The sequence below is a fragment of the Rhizobacter sp. P3_C12 genome (genome assembly GCF_056402735.1).
In genome coordinates this window covers 1-16,493 of record NZ_JBFUGW010000141.1, presented here as the reverse complement: position 1 = coordinate 16,493, position 16,493 = coordinate 1, and the positions used below count along the sequence as shown (strand labels likewise).

Below are 16,493 nucleotides of genomic sequence, written 5' to 3'. Positions count from 1 at the left end.
GCCGTGGGCCGCCCACGCGGCCGCGGCCGACGGCGTGCCGGTCGGCGACGCCCCCTGGGGCCTGCTGACGCCGGTGCACTGGCATGTGGGCGCCGAGCACGTCAGCGTCGGCTACCCGGAACAGCTGCGGCTGAGCGCCAAGGAATCGCATGCCCTGTTCGAGGCGGTGCGCCCGCTGTTCGAAAGCGAGGGCTGGCAGCTGGCCTGGGGTTCGCCGCTGCGCTGGTACGCGTCGCACGACTCGCTGGCAGGCCTGCCGACCGCATCGCTCGACCGCGTGATCGGCCGCAACCTCGACCTGTGGATGCCCGACCACCCGCAGGCGAAGGCGATCCGCCGGCTGCAGAACGAGGTGCAGATGATGCTGTACCAGCAGCCGGAGAACGACCACCGCGCCGAGATGAGCATGATGCCGGTCAACTCGTTCTGGCTCAGCGGCTGCGGACGCCGGCAGCCGGCGGGCTCGACCGCTGCGCTGGTCATCGACCACCGGCTGCGCGCCCCGCTGCTGGGCGAGAACTGGGGCGAGTGGGCCGAGGCCTGGCGCGCGCTCGACGCCGGCCCGGTGCGCGATCTGCTGGAGCGCAGCGATGCCGGCGAGGCGGTGTCGCTCACCTTGTGCGGCGAGCGCTTCGCGCAGCGGCTCGAGGCGCAGTCGCCGGGCTGGCTCGCGCGGCTGGCGCGCCGCTTCGGCGGCGCGTCGCCGCTCGCGCTGCTGGAGGCGTTGTGATGGCCGAGGTCCGCATCGCCCGCCGCGACGCCCCGCCGCGCAGCGTGTGGGCGCTGGAGCAGGCCGGCGTGCACCCGCTGCTGGCGCAGCTGTTTGCCGCGCGCGGCGTGCGCAGCAACGACGAACTCGACGACGGCCTCGCCCGCCTGATCCCGCCGGCCGAGCTGCACGGCGCGCAGGCGGCCGCGGTGCTGCTGGCCGATGCGATCGCGGCGCGCAAGCGCATCTGCGTGGTCGCCGACTACGACTGCGACGGCGCCACCGCCTGCGCGGTCGCGTTGCGCGGGCTCGCGCTGCTGGGTGCAGCGCCCGGCACGCTGCGGCACATCGTGCCCGACCGCGCGGTGCACGGCTACGGACTCACGCCGACGATCGTCGACCTGGCCCTCGCGCAGCAGCCCGGTCCGAAACCCGACCTGCTGCTGACCGTCGACAACGGCATCGCGAGCATCGCCGGCGTCGCGCATGCCCGCGCGATGGGCCTCGACGTGCTGGTCACCGACCACCACCTGCCCGCCAAGGAAGGCGAGCTGGTCGTGCTGCCGGACGCCAGCGTGATCGTCAACCCGAACCAGCCCGGCTGCGCCTTCCCGAGCAAGAACCTGGCGGGCGTCGGCGTGATGTTCTACGTGCTGCTCGCGCTGCGCACCGAACTGCGCGCACGCGGTGCCTTCAGCGCCGAGCAGCAGCCGCGGCTCGACGCGCTGCTCGACCTGGTCGCGCTCGGCACGGTGGCCGACGTGGTGCGGCTCGATGCGAACAACCGCCGGCTGGTCGCGCAAGGCCTGCGGCGCATCCGCGCCGGCAAGATGCACGCCGGCATCGCCGCGCTGTTCAGCGCGGCCGGGCGCGATGCGTCGCGCGCCACCGGCTTCGACTTCGGCTTCGCGCTCGGGCCGCGCATCAACGCGGCCGGCCGGCTGTCGGACATGTCGCTCGGCATCGAGTGCCTGCTGACCGACGACCCGGCGCGCGCCGCGCAGCTCGCGCAGACGCTGGACACCATCAACCGCGAGCGCCGCGAGGTCGAGGCCGGCATGCGCGAGCAGGCCGAGGCCATGCTCGAGACGCTGATGCCCGAGGGCGATGCGCCGCCGGCGCTGGCGCTCTACGACCCCGAGTTCCACGAAGGCGTGGTCGGCATCGTCGCCGGGCGGCTGAAGGACCGGCTGCACCGGCCGACCTTCGTGTTCGCGCTCGGCCAGGACGGCTTGCTGAAGGGCTCGGGCCGCTCGATCCCGGGCTTCCACCTGCGCGATGCGCTGGACCTCGTCACCAAGCGGCATCCGGGCGTGCTGAAGCGCTTCGGCGGGCATGCGATGGCGGCAGGCTGCACGCTGGCCGAAGAGGATTTCGACACCTTCGACGGCGCGCTGCAGCAGGTGGCCCGCGAGTGGCTGGACGCGGCGACGCTGTCGCGCACGCTGCTGACCGACGGGCCGCTGGCGGCCGAGTATTTCAATGCCGAAACGGTGCGCTCGCTCGATGCGCAGGTGTGGGGCCAGGCCTTCGAGCCGCCGCTGTTCTGCGACGAGGTCGAGGTGGTGTCGCAGCGGCTGGTGGCCGAGAAGCACCTGAAGCTGTCGGTGCGGCATGCGGGCGCGCTGCGCGATGCGATCTGGTTCGGCCACACCGCGCCGGTGGGCACGCGGGTGCGGCTCGCGTACCAGTTGCGCGTCGACGACTACAACGGCCAGCAGCGGGTGCAGATGGTCGTGGAAGGAGCCGGATGAAAGCGATGATGCGGGCGGCGCTGGTGGCCGCGATGTGCGTGACGGGGGCTGCCGCGCAGGCGGTCGACGTGGTGACCGTCGCGACCGGGCTGCAGAACCCGTGGGGCCTGGCCTTCCTGCCCGATGGCCGCCTGCTGGTCACCGAGCGCCCGGGCCGTTTGCGCATCGTCGCGGCCGATGGCCGGCTCGGCGCGCCGCTGCAGGGCCTGCCGGAGGTCGACGCGCGCAGCCAGGGCGGGCTGCTCGACGTCGCGCTCGACCCGAAGTTCGCGAGCAACGGCCTCGTCTACTGGAGCTATGCCGAGGCCGGCAGCCGCAGCGAGGCCGACAAGAACGGCACCGCGGTCGCGCGCGGCCGGCTGCAGGGCGACAAGCTGACCGGCGTCAGCGTGATCTTCCGGCAGCTGCCGAAGGTGAAGAGCACCGCGCACTTCGGCTCGCGGCTGGTGTTCGGGCGCGACGGCCGCCTGTTCGTCACGCTCGGCGACCGCTACCTGATGCGCGACGACGCACAGAACCTCGGCAACCACCTCGGCAAGGTGGTGCGCATCGAAACCGACGGCGGGGTGCCGGCCGACAACCCGTTCGTCAAGACGGCGGGTGCGCGGCCGGAGCTGTGGAGCTTCGGCCACCGCAACCTGCAGGGTGCCGCGCTGAACCCGTGGACCGGCGCGCTGTGGACGCACGAGCACGGCCCGCAGGGCGGCGACGAGGTCAACCTCGACGTGGCCGGCAGGAACTACGGCTGGCCGGTGATCACCTACGGCTGCGAGTACGGCAGTTGCGCCGCGATCGGCGAGGGCAAGGCCAAGGCCGGCATGGAGCAGCCGCTGACGTACTGGGTGCCGTCGATCGCGCCGAGCGGCATGGCCTTTCTCACGAGCGATCGCTACCCGGGCTGGAAGGGCAGCCTGTTCGTCGGCGCGCTGGCGGGGCAGATGCTGGTGCGGCTGCAGCTCGACGGCGACAAGGTCGTCAAGGAGGAACGGTTGCTGACCGAGCTGCACGAGCGCATCCGCGACGTGCGCCAGGGCCCGGACGGGTTCCTGTACCTGTTGACCGACAACAACCCCGGGCGCGTGCTGCGCGTCACGCCTTGACGAGAAAAGCCGTTCGGGCTGAGCTTGTCGAAGCCTTGGTGGCACGCAAGCAGACCCTTCGACAAGCTCAGGGCGAACGGGTGGTGGGTTACCCCTGCAGCGACGCTGCCCGGGCCGGCTCCCTACAATGCCGTCCGTGAGCCAACCTGCTGTATGGACCAACGCCGACCTGCACTGCCATTCCGTGGTGTCGGACGGCACGCTGCAGCCCGCGGAACTCGCGGCGCGCGCGAAAGCCAACGGCGTCGAGTTGTGGGCGCTGACCGACCATGACGAGGTCGGCGGCCAGCAGCGCGCCCAGGCGGCGGCGCTGGCGCTGGGCCTGCCCTACCTGACCGGCACCGAGATCTCGGTGACCTTCGCGAACACCACGGTGCACATCGTCGGGCTCGGTTTCGATGCCGACGATGCGCAGCTCAGCGCCGGCCTCGCCGCGACGCGTGGCGGCCGCGAGGAACGCGCCCGCGAGATGGCCGCGGGCCTGGCCCAGGTCGGCATCCACGGCGCCTACGAGGGCGCGCTGAAATACGTCGGCAACCCGGATCTGATCTCGCGCACGCACTTCGCGCGGCACCTGGTGGAGAGCGGCATCTGCCAGGACACGCACGAGGTCTTCCGCAAGTTCCTCGTCGAGGGCAAGCCGGGCTACGTGCCGCACCGCTGGGCGAAGCTCGGCGACGCGGTGCGCTGGATCCGCGAGGCGCACGGCATCGCGGTGATCGCGCACCCGGGGCGCTACAAGTTCACCGCCAACGAGGAGTACGCGTTGTTCACCGAGTTCAAGGTGCACGGCGGGCGCGGGGTCGAGGTGATCACCGGCAGCCACTCGAACGCCGACTTCCTCAAGTACGCCGACATGGCGCTCGAGTTCGAGCTGCTCGCGTCGCGCGGTTCCGATTTCCACAGCCCCGACGAGAGCCACGTCGACCTGGGCACGCTGCCGCCGCTGCCGGGCAAGCTGACGCCGGTGTGGGAAGCGCTCGTCGACCGCGTGCAGCTCCCGTGAACCGACGATCGTGACAAGGCAGCGCCCCGCCCGGGGCATCGCGCTGATCGCCCTGGCGGCGCTGTGCTTCGCGACCATGGACACCACGATCAAGTACCTCGGCGCCTTCCTGCCGGTGCTGTTGATCCTGTGGGCACGCTATGCCTTCCAGGCGGTGTCGATGGGCCTCTGGCTGCTGCGTTCGAAAACCGCAGGCTTCCGCACCGGGCACCCGCGTTTCCAGCTGGCGCGCGGCGCGCTGTTGCTGGCCACCAGCGCGTTGAGCTTCTTCGGCGTGCAGCAGATGCCGGTGGCCGAGTTCACCGCGATCAACATGCTGACGCCGGTGGTGGTGACGCTGCTGGCGGCCTGGGTGCTGCACGAGCGGGTGTCGACGCTGCGCTGGGCGCTGGTGTGCGCGGCCTTCGCCGGCGCGATCATCGTGATCCGCCCGGGCAGCGGGCTGTTCGGCTGGGCGGTGCTGTTCCCGCTGGCCGGCGCCCTCACCTACGCGAGCTTCCAGGTGCTGACGAGCAAGCTGTCGGCGCTGGAGAGCCCGTACACGACGCACTTCTACACCGGCCTGACCGGCGCGCTGGTGCTGACGCCGGTGCTGTTCTTCTTCAGCGCGATCGACACCGACGGCACGCTGATGGCGGCGCCGCCGCGGCAGCTGGTGCTGCTGCTGGTGATCGGCGCGCTCGGCACGGTGGGCCACCTGTTCCTGATCCTGGCGCTGGGGCTGGCGCCGACGGCGACGCTGATGCCGTTCATCTACCTGCAGATCGGCGTGGCGGCGGCGGTGAGCTGGCTGGTGTTCCGCTACGTGCCGGACGGCTGGGCCTGGGTCGGCATGGGCGTGATCGCGGTGTGCGGTGCCGCGAGCGCGTGGCTGAACATGCGAAAGACGGCGGCGCACCCGGCGACATCCACAGTGGCGGCCGACACGATCGCGGATTAGCATCGCGGCCCATGCCGCAATTCTTCGAAGTCCACCCCGACAACCCGCAGCAGCGCCTGCTGAAGCAGGCCGCGCAGATCCTGCATGACGGCGGCATCGCCGCGGTGCCGACCGATTCGAGCTATGCGCTGGTGTGCCACCTCGACGACAAGGCGGCGGCCGAGAACCTGCGGCGCATCCGCGGCGTCGACGACAAGCACCACCTGACGCTGCTGTGCCGCGACCTGTCGGAGCTGTCCAGCTACGCCCGCGTCGACAACCGCCAGTACCGCCTGATGAAGCATGCGACGCCAGGCCCGTTCACCTTCATCCTCGAAGCGACGAAGGAAGTGCCGCGCCGCGTCTCGCACCCATCACGCCGCACCATCGGCCTGCGCGTGCCGGACCACAAGATGCTGCAGCAGCTGCTCGACATCTTCGGCGAGCCGTTGCTGTCGACCACGCTGATCGCGCCGGGCGAGACCGAGCCGATGAACGACCCGGATGAGATCCGCGAGCGTTTCCAGGGGCAAGTGCAGGCGGTCGTCGATGCCGGTGCGTGCCCCCGTGAGCCGACGACAGTGGTCGACCTGACGACGGACGAGCCGGTGCTGTTCCGACTAGGGCGAGGAGACCCCGCCCTGCTCGGGCTCCCGGTGAGCTGAGTCCACTCCCCCAACAAGCGAGCGGTCACCGCCGGCCGAACACAAGCGGTTCGTGCGCGGTGCGGGGTGGCGAGGCACAAGAACTCAGGCGGTGCCCGCGAGCTTGAACTGCCGCACCGCATCCACCAGCCGCGCCGCCTGCTGCTGAAGGCTGTCCGCCGCCGCCGCCGACTGCTCGACCAGCGCCGCGTTCTGCTGCGTCACCTGCTCGATCTGCATCACCGAATCGCTGACCAGCCCGATGCCGGCCGTCTGCTCGCCGGTCGCGGTGCTGATCTCGTCGATCAGCTCGGCCACCCGCTTCACCTGCGCCACGACATCCTTCATCGTCGCGCCCGCGTCGCCCACCAGCTGCGTGCCGGCCGCCACCTTCTCGACGCTCGCGCCGATCAGCGCCTTGATCTCCTTGGCCGCCTGCGCGCTACGCTGCGCGAGGCTGCGCACCTCGCTGGCCACCACTGCGAAGCCGCGGCCCTGCTCGCCGGCGCGCGCCGCCTCCACCGCCGCATTCAGCGCCAGGATGTTGGTCTGGAACGCGATGCCGTCGATCACGCCGATGATGTCGCTGATCTTGCGCGAGCTCGCGCTGATCTCCTCCATCGTCGTCACCACCCTGCCGACCACGTCGCCGCCCTGCACCGCCACCTGGCGGGCCGAGCTCGCGAGCTGCGTGGCCTGGCGTGCGGTGTCGGCATTCGCCCGCACCGTCGCGGTGATCTGCTCCATCGACGCTGCCGTGCGCTGCAGGTTCGACGCCTGCTCCTCGGTGCGSYGCGACAGGTCGGCGTTGCCGSCGGCGATCTGGCTCGAGCCGGTCGCGATGCTGTCCGAGCCGGCCCGCACTGCGCCGACCACCCGCACCAGGCTGTCGTTCATCACCTGCAGCGCGCCCAGCAACTGCCCGGTCTCATCACCGCTGTGCACCTCGATGCGCGAGGTCAGGTCGCCGGCCGCCACCGTCTCGGCCACCAGCACCGCGCGGCGCAGCGCGCCGGTGATCGAGCGGCTGATCACCAGGCTGATGGCGACGCCGCACAGCGCGGCCACGCCGGCCAGCACCAGCGTCGTGACGATCCCCGCACGGCCCGAATCCTGGGCCTGGCGCGCAGCGTCCTGCATCTGCGATTCCTGGAAGCGCACCATGTCGAGCGAGGCGGCCAGGTAGGCGTCCTGCAGTGGCCGCACTTCCTTCAGCAGGTAGTTGCGCGCCGCGTCCGGCAGGTTGGCCTGCAGCAGCGTGACCACCTTCTGGCGCTTCTTGACGTAGGAGTCGCCGCTTTCCTGCAAGGCCTTCAGCAGCTCGTCGCCCTTCGGCGAGGCGCCGGTCGCGGCCAGCTTCTCGCGCAGCTGCGAGATCTCGCGCGTGGCCTCACTGACCTTCGTGATGTAGCCCTTGACCTCGGCCTCGTCGCCGACGGCCAGCACCGCGCTGCGCAGGTGGTTGGCCTGCTTGTTGACGGCACGGTCGATCTCGGTGGCCAGCGCGATCTGGCCGTAGCCCTCGCTGACGATCTCGGCCGTGGCCGCATTGATGGCGCGGATGCGCCACACCGACACGCCGGTGATCAACACCAGCAACAGGATCACGACGCCGAAACCCAGGCCCAGTCGCGTCCCGATCTTCATCCGGTTGACGAAATTCATGTTGTCTCCTGAATCGCCCGCGCAGCCTGGGCGGCTGCAACGGGATCAGGAGGCTATCGGCGCGGCCCGGCACCGACTTGAGTACGCGTGGACCCTATTTCGTCAGGATCAGCTTGCCGAGCGACGTTTGTCGCAGGCGGTACTCGATGCCGTGGTGGTCGATGATGACCAGCGTTTCCCCGGCGAAGACCGCATCGCTGGTGATGCAGCGCAGCGGCCCTGCCGCGCCGCCGCCGACCGGCTGCGCGCGGGAAGAACGGACGGGCGCCGCGGGCAAGGCCTGCGCGGCGGAGGACAGGTGGGTGGAGGTGTGCATGGCTTGCAGTTTAAATGCGAACCGTTCGCATCTACAAGCCCCCTCGTCCGCAAATCCCCTGCGCCGGCGAGGGATCAGACCTTCAGCGCCGCGGTGACGACGATCTCGATCCGGTAGGCCGGGTTCGCCAGCTTCGCCTGCACGGTGGCCCGCGGCGGGGCGTCGCCGGGGGCGACCCAGTCGTCCCAGACCTCGTTCATGCCGGCGAAATCGGCCATGTCGGCCAGGAAGATCTGGGCCATCAGGATGTGCGCGTTGTCGGTGTGCGCCTCGGTGAGCAGCCGGTCGACCATCGCCAGCACCTGGCGGGTCTGACCGCGGATGTCCTGCGTGGTGTCGTCGGGCACCTGGCCGGCGAGGTAGACCGTGCCATGGTGGATGGCCATGTCGGAATAGCGGTCCTCGACGTGGAAACGCCGTACGGCGTGGGTCATGGCTTGGCTCCGTGGTCGGAATGCTTGTGGGAGGAATGCTTGTGCGAATGCTCGGGCGGGTGCTCGGGCGGGTGCGCCGTGGCCGGCGCCTTCTTGCTGCCGAGCTTGCTCTCTTTGCCGGCGATCAGCTTCTGGATGTTGGGCAGGTGGCGCCAGACCAGCAGCAGGCTCATCACGACGATCGCGCCGGCGAGCGGGCCGCCGTCCCAGATCAGCAATTGGTAGAACGGCGCGAAGACCGCCGCCACCAGCGCCGCCAGCGACGAGTAGCGGAAGAAGCCCGCGACGATGATCCAGGTGAGCAGCGTCGCCGCGCCCAGCCACGGGTTGAACGCAAGCAGCACGCCGGCCGCGGTGGCCACCCCCTTGCCGCCCTGGAAGCGGAAGAACACCGGCCACAGGTGGCCGACGAAGGCCGCCAGCCCGACCAGCGCCACGGTGCCCTCGCGCAGCCCGAGGCGCGCACCGAACAGCACCACCAGCAGCACCGGCACGTAGCCCTTCAGCGCATCGAGCAGCAGCGTGAGGATGGCGGCCGTCTTGTTGCCCGAGCGCAGCACGTTGGTGGCGCCCGGGTTGCCCGAGCCGTAGCTGCGCGGATCGTTCAGGCCCATGGCCCGGCTGACGATCACGGCGAACGACAGCGAGCCGATCAGGTAGGCCGCGATTACGGCGGCAACGGTGTAGAGAGTCTCCATGGGGTCTTGGCCGCGGGCGCGGGGCGTGCGGCTGGCTGTTTCGGCTGGGCGCCTATTCTGCACCGGCGCACTGCACCGGCTTCGCCCCGAGCAGGCTCGTCAGCACGCCGGGCGCGATGCCGACCAGGTAGCCGCGCCGCCCGCCGTTGATGTAGATGCCGGGCAACTCGAGGATGCCGGCCTCCACGTAGACCGGCATCGCCTTGCGGGTGCCGAACGGCGAGGTGCCGCCGACCAGGAAGCCGCTGTGGCGCTGCGCCACCTCGGGCTTGCAGGGCGCGACCTTCTTCGCGCCGATCTGCCGCGCGAGGTTCTTCGTGCTGACCTGCCGGTCGCCGTGCATCAGCACGATCAGCGGCGCGGCGGTCTCGTCCTCCATCACCAGCGTCTTGACGACGTGGTGCTCGTCGACACCGAGCTGGCGCGCCGATTCGGTGGTGCCGCCGTGCTCGACGTAGTCGTAGAGGTGTTCGGTGAACGCGATGCCGTTCTTGCGCAGCAGTTGCGTCGCGGGGGTCTCGGAAGCGTGGTCCTTGCGTGCCATGCCCGCGAGTGTAGGGAATCGGCTCTGTATCACCGCGTATCCGGGCCGGACATCGACACGGCGCGGGACAAAACGGCGGYCTCCATGACACACCCCGGATACGTCGCGCCGGCTCAATGAGGCATCCCAACACACGAGGCCAACCATGTCCGAGAAGATCGATCTCCAACGCCGCCACCTGTTCGGTGCCGCCGCCCTCACCTTCGGCGCCGCGCAGCTCGGGCTGGCCACGCCCGCCATCGCGCAGACAGCGACCACCGCCTCGTTCGGCCCGCTGAAGCAGATCGATGCCGGCGTGCTGAGCGTCGGCTACGCCGAAGCCGGCCCGGCCAACGGTCCGGTCGTCATCCTGCTGCACGGCTGGCCGTACGACATCCACACCTACGTCGACGTGGCGCCGCTGCTGGCCTCGGCCGGCTGGCGCGTGATCGTCCCGTTCCTGCGCGGCTACGGCACGACGCGCTTCCTGTCGGCCGACACGCCGCGCAACGGCCAGCAGGGCGCCATCGCGCAGGACGTGATCGCGCTGATGGACGCGCTGAAGATCGACAAGGCGGTGATGGCCGGCTGCGACTGGGGGGCGCGCACCGCCTGCATCGTCGCGGCGCTGTGGCCGCAGCGCACGAAGGCGCTGGTGTCGGTCAGCGGCTACCTGGTGAGCAACGTGCAGGCCGGCCAGCAGCCGCTGCCGCCGGCCGCCGAGCTGCAGTGGTGGTACCAGTTCTACCTGACGACCGAACGCGGCCGCCGCGGCTACGACGCGAACCGCCATGCGTTCGCGAAGCTGATCTGGCAGACGGCGTCGCCGCGGTGGCGTTTCGACGACGCGACCTTCGACCGCTCGGCCAAGGCGTTGGACAACCCCGACCACGTCGCGATCGCGGTCCACAACTACCGCTGGCGGCTCGGCCTCGCGGCCGGCGAATCGAAGTACGACGAGATCGAGGCGAAGCTGAGCACCGCGCCGCGCATCGCGGTGCCGGCCATCACGCTGGAAGGCGATGCCAACGGCGCGCCGCACCCGGAACCGTCGGCGTATGCCGGCAAGTTCAGCGGCCCGTACGAGCACCGCAACGTCTCCGGCGGCATCGGCCACAACCTGCCGCAGGAAGCGCCGCGCGCGTTCGCGCAGGCGGTGATCGACGTCGCCAAGGCATGAGCCGATGAAGAAGCTGACCCTGCTGGCGTTGCTCGCTGCCTGCCTCGCCTCACCGGCTGCCCCCGCGGCCGAGCCGCCGATGCCACGGCTCGACGGCGCCGTCGGCTGGCTCAACTCGCAGCCGCTGACGCTCGAGTCGCTGCGCGGCAAGGTGGTGCTGGTGGATTTCTGGACGTACTCGTGCATCAACTGCCTGCGCACGCTGCCCCACGTGCGGGCCTGGGCGCAGCGCTACGCGGCCCAGGGCCTGGTGGTGGTCGGCGTGCACACGCCCGAGTTCGCGTTCGAGAAGAACCTCGGGAACGTCGAGCGCGCAACGAAGGACCTGAAGATCGACTTCCCGGTCGCGATCGACAGCAACTATGCGATCTGGCGCTCGTTCCAGAACCGCGCCTGGCCCGCGTTCTACCTCGTCGATGCGCAGGGCCTCATCCGCCACCAGCAGTTCGGCGAAGGCGATTTCGACACAGCGGAGAAGATGATCCAGGCGCTGCTGAAGGAATCGGGCAGCGAGGCCGCCCGCAAGCCGGCGCCCTCGGTCGCGCTGGACACCCGCGGCATCGGCCTGCCGCCCGACATGGCGAACGCGAAGTCGGCGGAGACCTATGTCGGCTACCAGCAGGCGGAAGGCTTCGCGTCGCCGGGCGGCATCGTCCCGGATCGCAGCCACCTGTATGCGCCGGGCACGCCGCGGCTGAACGAATGGGCGCTGGCGGGCGAGTGGACGGTGCGGCCCGAGTTCGCCGAGGCGGGCCGCGCCGGCGGCAGCGTGGTGTACCGCTTCCATGCGCGCGACCTGCACCTGGTGCTCGGCCGCGCATCGGCCGGCATGCCGGTGCGCTTCCGGCTGACGCTGGATGGCAAGCCGCCCGGTGCCGACCACGGCGTCGACACCGATGCCGACGGCAACGGCGTGATCGACGCCGAGCGGCTCTACCAGCTGGTGCGCCAGCCGGGCCGCATCGGCGACCGCACGATCGAGATCCGCTTTCTCGACCCCGGTGCCCGCGCGTTCGCGTTCACCTTCGGCTGAGCAGAACCGCCCGCGTCACTGCGCCGGATCGCGGTGCGTCCAGCGGATCGCGTCGATCTCGGCGAGCAGCTCGGGCGACAGCGCCGTGCCCCAGGCCGCCAGGTTCTCGTCCAGCTGCGCGAGCGAGGTGACGCCGATGATGGTGCTCGCGACGCGCCGGCTGCCGTAGACGAAGGCGAGCGCGAGCTGCGTCGGCGAGAGGCCGTGGCGCCGTGCCAGCGCGTTGTACAGGCGCGCGGCGGCCAGCGCCTCGGGGCGGCCCCAGCGGCCCTTCTTCATGCCGTCGAAGATCGCCAGCCGCCCGGGCTTGTCGGCGGCGTCGAAACCGATCTCGTCGTACTTGCCGGTCAGCGCGCCGAACGCGAGCGGCGAATAGGCGAGCAGCGAGACCTGCTCGCGGTACAGCGTCTCGTCGAGCCCGTTGTCGAGCGCACGGCTGGTCAGCGCATACGGGTTCTGCACGGTGGCGATACGCGGCAGCCCGTGCTGGCCGGCCAGCCGCACGAACTCGCCGACGCCCCACGGCGTCTCGTTCGACAGCCCGATGTGCCGGACCTTGCCGGCCTTCACCAGCCCGGCCAGCGCCTGCAGCTGCTCGTGGATGCTGCTGAATTCGGTGTCCCGGGACGGATCGAAATACAACGCGCCGAAGGTCGGCACGTTGCGGTTCGGCCAGTGGATCTGGTACAGGTCGATCACGTCGGTGCGCAGGCGCTTCAGGCTGTCGTCGCAGGCCTGCACGATCTCGGCGGCCACCAGGTTCGCGCTGCCGCCGCGCACCCAGTCCATGCTGCGGCCGGGGCCGGCCACCTTGGTCGCGAGCACCACCTTCTGGCGCACGCCGGGCCGGGCGGCGAACCAGTTGCCGATGATGCGTTCGGTGGCGCCGTAGGTCTCGCGGCGTGTCGGCACCGCGTACATCTCGGCGGTGTCGATGAAGTTGATGCCGCGCGCGACGGCGGCGTCGAGGATGCGGTGCGCCACGGCTTCGTCGACCTGTTCGCCGAAGGTCATCGTGCCGAGGCAGATCGGGGTGACGCGCAGGTCGCTGCGGCCAAGCGGGAGGGTGGTGAAGGTGCTCATCGGGCCAGTTTAGGGAGATTTCCGGAACCGCGTGCCCGCTCCTCTTCCTGCAGCCGCAGCACGCGCCGCTGCACCTTGCCGGTGGTCGTCATCGGCAGCGCGTCGATGAACTCGACCTCCTTCGGGTACTCGTAGGGCGCGAGCCGGCCCTTCACATGCGCCTGCAGCTGCTCAACCAAGGCGGCATCGCCGACCACGCCCGCCGCCAGCACCACGTAGGCCTTGACCAGCGCACCGCGCTCGGCATCGGGTTTCGGCACCACCGCCGCGTTCGCGACGGCCGGGTGCTTGACCAGGCAGTTCTCGATCTCGCTCGGCCCGATCCGATAGCCCGCTGCCTTGAAGACGTCGTCGCTGCGGCCCTGGTACCAGAGGTAGCCGTCGTCGTCCATCAGCGCGGTGTCGCCGGTGCGGCACCAGCTGTCGTCGGGGTCGCCGGTGAACTTGGCGCGCGTCGCGGCGTCGTTCTTCCAGTAGCCGAGGAAGAAGACCGGGTCGGGTGTGCCGTGCACGTCGCGGCGGTGCACCGCCACGTCGCCCGGCGTGCCGCGCGGGCATTCGCGGCCGTCGTCGTCGAGCACCGCGACGCGGTGGCCCGGGTAGGCACGGCCCATGCTGCCAGGGCGCGCCGGCCAGCCGGGCTGCGCACGGCCTGCGGCATCCAGGTATTCGGTGCAGTTGCCGACCACGTAGTTGATCTCGGTCTGGCCGAACATCTCGTTGACGGTGATGCCGAGCTGCTCGCGGCACCACGCGAACACCGCGTCGCCGACCGCCTCGCCGGCGCTCATCACCGTGCGCAGCCGCAGTGCGTAGCGCCCGCGCGGCGACGGCACGGCCTTCATCATCGCCTTCAGCGCGGTCGGGAACAGGAAGGTGTTGGTGACGCCGTAGCGCGCCATCAGCTCGAAGGCCTTCTCGGGGCCGAAGCGGCCCTGGTACGCGACGATCTCGCGGCCGAAGTACAGCGTGGGCAGCAGCGCATCCATCAGCCCGCCGGTCCAGGCCCAGTCGGCCGGGCTCCAGAACACCTCGTCGCGGCGCGGGAACCAGTTCTGGCTCGCGACGAAGCCGCTCAGGTTGCCGATCAGCGCCCGCTGCGGCAGCAGCGCGCCCTTCGGCGGGCCGGTGGTGCCGCTGGTGTAGATCAGGATCGCCGGGTCGGCGGCCTGCGTCGCGACGGGCGTGAAGCCGCCGTCGTCCTGCTGCAGCAGCGTGTCCCAGTCGACATCGCCCTGCCCGGCCGCCGCACCGGCCGCGACGATGCAGCGCAGCGCCGGGCACTGCGGCCGCACGGCGCGCAGCGCGGCGATCGAGGCCTCGTCGCCGATCGCGACGCCAGCCTCGCTGTGCTGCAGCCGGAACTCGAGCGCCTCGGGGCCGAACAGCACCGACAGCGGCATCGCGACCGCGCCCAGCTGGTGCAGCGCCATGTGGGCGACGGCGGTCTCGATGCGCTGCGCCATCACGATCGCGACGCGGTCGCCGCGCCCCACGCCGAGCCGCTGCAGCGCCGCCGCGAGCCGGCGCGAACGGGCCTGCAACTGCCGGTAGCTGCAGGTGCGGCGCGTGCCGTCCTCGTGCTCGTGGCGGATCGCGATCGCGTCCGGCGTCTCGCGCGCCCAGCGGGCGCAGCAGGCCTCGGCGATGTTGAAATCCGCCGGCACCTGCCAGCGGAAGGAGGAATGCAGGTCGGTGTAGGAATCGGCTTCGCGCATGGGCGCGAAGCTTATGACGCTAGGCGCCGAAGCGCGCGAGGGCTTCCCCGGTGATCCGGCAGATGCGCCAGTCGGGCAGCACCGTCGCGCCCATGCGCTCGTAGAAGCGGATGGCGTTCTCGTTCCAGTCGAGCACGCTCCATTCGAAGCGGCCGTAGCCGCGATCGACCGCCATCCGCGCCAGCCGCGTCAGCATGGCCTCGCCGACGCCCTCGCCGCGGTGCGCGGGCTGCACGTACAGGTCTTCGAGGTAGAGCCCCGGCTGCGCGAGGAAGGTGGAGAAATTGGTGAAGAACAGCGCGAAGGCGATCACCTCGCCGCCGGCCTCGGCGACCATCGCCTCGGCGACGGCCTTTTCGCCGAACAGGTTGGGCCGCAGCTTCTCGGGCGTGACCTGCAGCAGGTGGGTCAGTTTCTCGAACTCGGCGAGTTCGCGGATCAGGCCGACGATCGGCACGACATCGCGCAGTTCGGCGGCGCGCAGCGCGTAGGCGGGGTTGCCGTCGAGCGGCATCGGGAAGGAGGGCATCCGCCGATTGTCTCTCAGCCTCGTTCCTCAGCCCCCGCCCTTCAACCCCCCAGGATCAGGCGGCCAGCCGTTCCCAGGCGGCGGCCGGCGTGGCACGCGCCGGCTGCGGCCAGATCACGCAGACGGTGCGCGGGGGCATCAGGTGCTGGCGGAAGAACGCGACGGCGCGCGCAGGGTGCGCCACCGGCAGCACCGCGCGGATGGCCGGCTCGTCGGCCGCGGCGTCCAGCACCGCCTGCGAGCCGGTCGAGCCCGAGCCCATCACGCCGATGCGCCCCGGCGGGTGGCCGCGGTCCAGCAGGTAGTCGACGGCGCCGAGCACGTCGTCGCGCTCGCGCTGCCCGGAGCCGCCACGCCGCTGGATCACCAGCACCGACAGGCCTTGCGTGCGCAGGGCCTGCGTCAGCCCGTGGTGACGCCGGCCGTCACGACCACCGACCAGGACCACCGCGGCGCGTCCGCCCGGCACCGGCAGGTACTCGGCACGGACCCACGCCCGGCCACCACGGGCCGCGAAACCCACCGTGTCGAGCACCGATCCGGCGCGCGCCGGCGGCTTCGGCCGCACCCTCGCGCGGCGGTACGCCGCTGCCAGGCCACTCGCGGCGCAGGCGATGGCGCATCCCGATGCGATGAGCAGCCATGGCGAGCTGAAGTCCATGATGAAAGAATCCCCCTGAGCGAAACCCAGTGTCCGAATCCACGCTCTCGCCGTCCTTCAATGTCCTGAAGCTGGCCTGAATCGTTCTGAAAGTCGGTGTCATCGCGTAAATTCGCCGCCTTGGAGGATCCCTTTTGCCTGACCACTACCGCTTCGGACACGTCGCGCTGAATCCGGCCACCCGCCAGTTGCTGATCGACGGCCAGCCGGCGCTGCTGGGCGCGCGCGCCTTCGACCTGCTGCAGGCGCTGGTCGAGCGCAGCGACCGGCTGGTGTCCAAGGGCGAACTGCTGGACCTCGTCTGGCCCGGCCTCGTGGTCGAGGAGAACAACCTGCAGGTGCACGTCTCGGCGCTGCGCAAGCTGCTGGGCGCCCGCGCGATCGCGACCGTGCCCGGGCGCGGCTACCGGTTCACGATGGCAGCGCAGGCCGCCGCCCCGTCACCGGCCCCGGCCCCCGCCCTCGCGGTGAGCCCGCCGCGGCGCGACGCCCCGCCCGAGCGGCCGGTCGCGCTGCTCGGG

Annotated in this window: 18 protein-coding genes; 9 read left to right on the top strand and 9 right to left on the bottom strand. The window is 70.9% G+C overall.

The window, feature by feature from the left end:
• The 6 genes from AC1DXV_RS20525 to AC1DXV_RS20500 form a co-directional block, all read left to right on the top strand.
• Positions 1-730, top strand: a 730-nt coding sequence (locus AC1DXV_RS20525) for a hypothetical protein (RefSeq protein ID WP_477935258.1), incomplete at its 5' end; no start/stop codon positions are given.
• Positions 730-2,463, top strand: coding sequence for a single-stranded-DNA-specific exonuclease RecJ (recJ, locus tag AC1DXV_RS20520; protein WP_477935256.1), 1,734 nt, complete (start codon positions 730-732; stop codon positions 2,461-2,463). The genes AC1DXV_RS20525 and recJ, both read left to right, overlap by 1 nt.
• Positions 2,460-3,563, top strand: coding sequence for a PQQ-dependent sugar dehydrogenase (locus tag AC1DXV_RS20515; RefSeq protein WP_477935254.1), 1,104 nt, complete (start codon positions 2,460-2,462; stop codon positions 3,561-3,563). The genes recJ and AC1DXV_RS20515 overlap by 4 nt, the downstream gene beginning before the upstream one ends.
• A 136-nt stretch (positions 3,564-3,699) precedes the next feature.
• Entirely contained in the window at positions 3,700-4,569 is an 870-nt protein-coding gene (locus AC1DXV_RS20510; protein ID WP_477870602.1) for a 3',5'-nucleoside bisphosphate phosphatase, read from the top strand.
• 10 nt (positions 4,570-4,579) lie between these two features.
• On the top strand, positions 4,580-5,509 hold the full coding sequence (locus AC1DXV_RS20505; protein WP_477870604.1) for a DMT family transporter: 930 nt from the start codon (positions 4,580-4,582) through the stop codon (positions 5,507-5,509).
• Between the two features lie 11 nt (positions 5,510-5,520).
• Positions 5,521-6,153: an L-threonylcarbamoyladenylate synthase gene (locus AC1DXV_RS20500; protein ID WP_477870606.1), complete on the top strand. Its 633-nt coding sequence runs from the start codon at positions 5,521-5,523 to the stop codon at positions 6,151-6,153.
• A gap of 84 nt (positions 6,154-6,237) precedes the next feature.
• Here AC1DXV_RS20500 and AC1DXV_RS20495 read toward each other — a convergent pair whose 3' ends face one another.
• The 5 genes from AC1DXV_RS20495 to ybaK all read right to left on the bottom strand — a co-directional run bounded on the left by AC1DXV_RS20495 (position 6,238) and on the right by ybaK (position 9,789).
• Positions 6,238-7,797 (bottom strand): methyl-accepting chemotaxis protein, encoded by a 1,560-nt coding sequence (locus tag AC1DXV_RS20495; protein WP_477935252.1) that lies wholly within the window; start codon positions 7,795-7,797, stop codon positions 6,238-6,240.
• Positions 7,798-7,891: 94 nt separating this feature from the next.
• Positions 7,892-8,113, bottom strand: a complete 222-nt coding sequence (gene hemP / locus AC1DXV_RS20490) for a hemin uptake protein HemP (RefSeq protein WP_477870082.1) — start codon at positions 8,111-8,113, stop codon at positions 7,892-7,894.
• Positions 8,114-8,187: 74 nt separating this feature from the next.
• The gene (locus tag AC1DXV_RS20485) at positions 8,188-8,547 is read right to left on the bottom strand and encodes a RidA family protein (RefSeq protein WP_047505972.1); all 360 of its coding nucleotides are present in this window, start codon (positions 8,545-8,547) and stop codon (positions 8,188-8,190) included.
• Complete coding sequence (gene plsY, locus AC1DXV_RS20480; protein ID WP_477870079.1) at positions 8,544-9,245, bottom strand: glycerol-3-phosphate 1-O-acyltransferase PlsY; 702 nt, start codon at positions 9,243-9,245, stop codon at positions 8,544-8,546. The genes AC1DXV_RS20485 and plsY overlap by 4 nt, the downstream gene beginning before the upstream one ends.
• Before the next feature lie 52 nt (positions 9,246-9,297).
• The gene (gene ybaK, locus AC1DXV_RS20475) at positions 9,298-9,789 is read right to left on the bottom strand and encodes a Cys-tRNA(Pro) deacylase (RefSeq protein WP_477870077.1); all 492 of its coding nucleotides are present in this window, start codon (positions 9,787-9,789) and stop codon (positions 9,298-9,300) included.
• A 145-nt stretch (positions 9,790-9,934) separates the two neighbouring features.
• On the opposite strand from ybaK, the gene AC1DXV_RS20470 reads away from it, so the two are divergent.
• Together AC1DXV_RS20470 and AC1DXV_RS20465 are read left to right on the top strand one after the other, a co-directional pair.
• A complete protein-coding gene (locus AC1DXV_RS20470) occupies positions 9,935-10,948 on the top strand; it encodes an alpha/beta fold hydrolase (RefSeq protein ID WP_477935250.1) in 1,014 nt (337 codons plus the stop codon).
• Between the two features lie 4 nt (positions 10,949-10,952).
• On the top strand, positions 10,953-11,981 hold the full coding sequence (locus AC1DXV_RS20465; RefSeq protein ID WP_477935248.1) for a thioredoxin family protein: 1,029 nt from the start codon (positions 10,953-10,955) through the stop codon (positions 11,979-11,981).
• 15 nt (positions 11,982-11,996) lie between these two features.
• Here AC1DXV_RS20465 and AC1DXV_RS20460 read toward each other — a convergent pair whose 3' ends face one another.
• The 4 genes from AC1DXV_RS20460 to AC1DXV_RS20445 are packed head-to-tail and all read right to left on the bottom strand — an operon-like array spanning position 11,997 to position 15,972.
• Positions 11,997-13,064: an aldo/keto reductase gene (locus AC1DXV_RS20460; protein ID WP_477935246.1), complete on the bottom strand. Its 1,068-nt coding sequence runs from the start codon at positions 13,062-13,064 to the stop codon at positions 11,997-11,999.
• Positions 13,061-14,782, bottom strand: coding sequence for an acetate--CoA ligase (locus tag AC1DXV_RS20455; protein WP_477935244.1), 1,722 nt, complete (start codon positions 14,780-14,782; stop codon positions 13,061-13,063). Before AC1DXV_RS20455 ends, AC1DXV_RS20460 begins: the two co-directional genes overlap by 4 nt.
• A gap of 19 nt (positions 14,783-14,801) precedes the next feature.
• A complete protein-coding gene (locus AC1DXV_RS20450; RefSeq protein ID WP_477873725.1) occupies positions 14,802-15,311 on the bottom strand; it encodes a GNAT family N-acetyltransferase in 510 nt (169 codons plus the stop codon).
• Between the two features lie 55 nt (positions 15,312-15,366).
• A complete protein-coding gene (locus AC1DXV_RS20445; RefSeq protein WP_477935242.1) occupies positions 15,367-15,972 on the bottom strand; it encodes an alpha/beta hydrolase family protein in 606 nt (201 codons plus the stop codon).
• A gap of 134 nt (positions 15,973-16,106) precedes the next feature.
• Here AC1DXV_RS20445 and AC1DXV_RS20440 point away from each other — a divergent pair.
• Positions 16,107-16,493, top strand: a 387-nt coding sequence (locus AC1DXV_RS20440) for a winged helix-turn-helix domain-containing protein (RefSeq protein ID WP_477935240.1), incomplete at its 3' end; no start/stop codon positions are given.

Bases quoted from the DNA above. Each gene is read 5' to 3' on its own strand.
- recJ (WP_477935256.1), top strand. From the start codon at position 730: ATGGCCGAGGTCCGCATCGCCCGCCGCGACGCCCCGCCGCGCAGCGTG.
- AC1DXV_RS20515 (WP_477935254.1), top strand. From the start codon at position 2,460: ATGAAAGCGATGATGCGGGCGGCGCTGGTGGCCGCGATGTGCGTGACG.
- AC1DXV_RS20500 (WP_477870606.1), top strand. From the start codon at position 5,521: ATGCCGCAATTCTTCGAAGTCCACCCCGACAACCCGCAGCAGCGCCTG.
- hemP (WP_477870082.1), bottom strand. From the start codon at position 8,113: ATGCACACCTCCACCCACCTGTCCTCCGCCGCGCAGGCCTTGCCCGCG.
- AC1DXV_RS20485 (WP_047505972.1), bottom strand. From the start codon at position 8,547: ATGACCCACGCCGTACGGCGTTTCCACGTCGAGGACCGCTATTCCGAC.
- plsY (WP_477870079.1), bottom strand. From the start codon at position 9,245: ATGGAGACTCTCTACACCGTTGCCGCCGTAATCGCGGCCTACCTGATC.
- ybaK (WP_477870077.1), bottom strand. From the start codon at position 9,789: ATGGCACGCAAGGACCACGCTTCCGAGACCCCCGCGACGCAACTGCTG.
- AC1DXV_RS20470 (WP_477935250.1), top strand. From the start codon at position 9,935: ATGTCCGAGAAGATCGATCTCCAACGCCGCCACCTGTTCGGTGCCGCC.
- AC1DXV_RS20465 (WP_477935248.1), top strand. From the start codon at position 10,953: ATGAAGAAGCTGACCCTGCTGGCGTTGCTCGCTGCCTGCCTCGCCTCA.
- AC1DXV_RS20460 (WP_477935246.1), bottom strand. From the start codon at position 13,064: ATGAGCACCTTCACCACCCTCCCGCTTGGCCGCAGCGACCTGCGCGTC.
- AC1DXV_RS20455 (WP_477935244.1), bottom strand. From the start codon at position 14,782: ATGCGCGAAGCCGATTCCTACACCGACCTGCATTCCTCCTTCCGCTGG.
- AC1DXV_RS20450 (WP_477873725.1), bottom strand. From the start codon at position 15,311: ATGCCCTCCTTCCCGATGCCGCTCGACGGCAACCCCGCCTACGCGCTG.
- AC1DXV_RS20445 (WP_477935242.1), bottom strand. From the start codon at position 15,972: ATGGACTTCAGCTCGCCATGGCTGCTCATCGCATCGGGATGCGCCATC.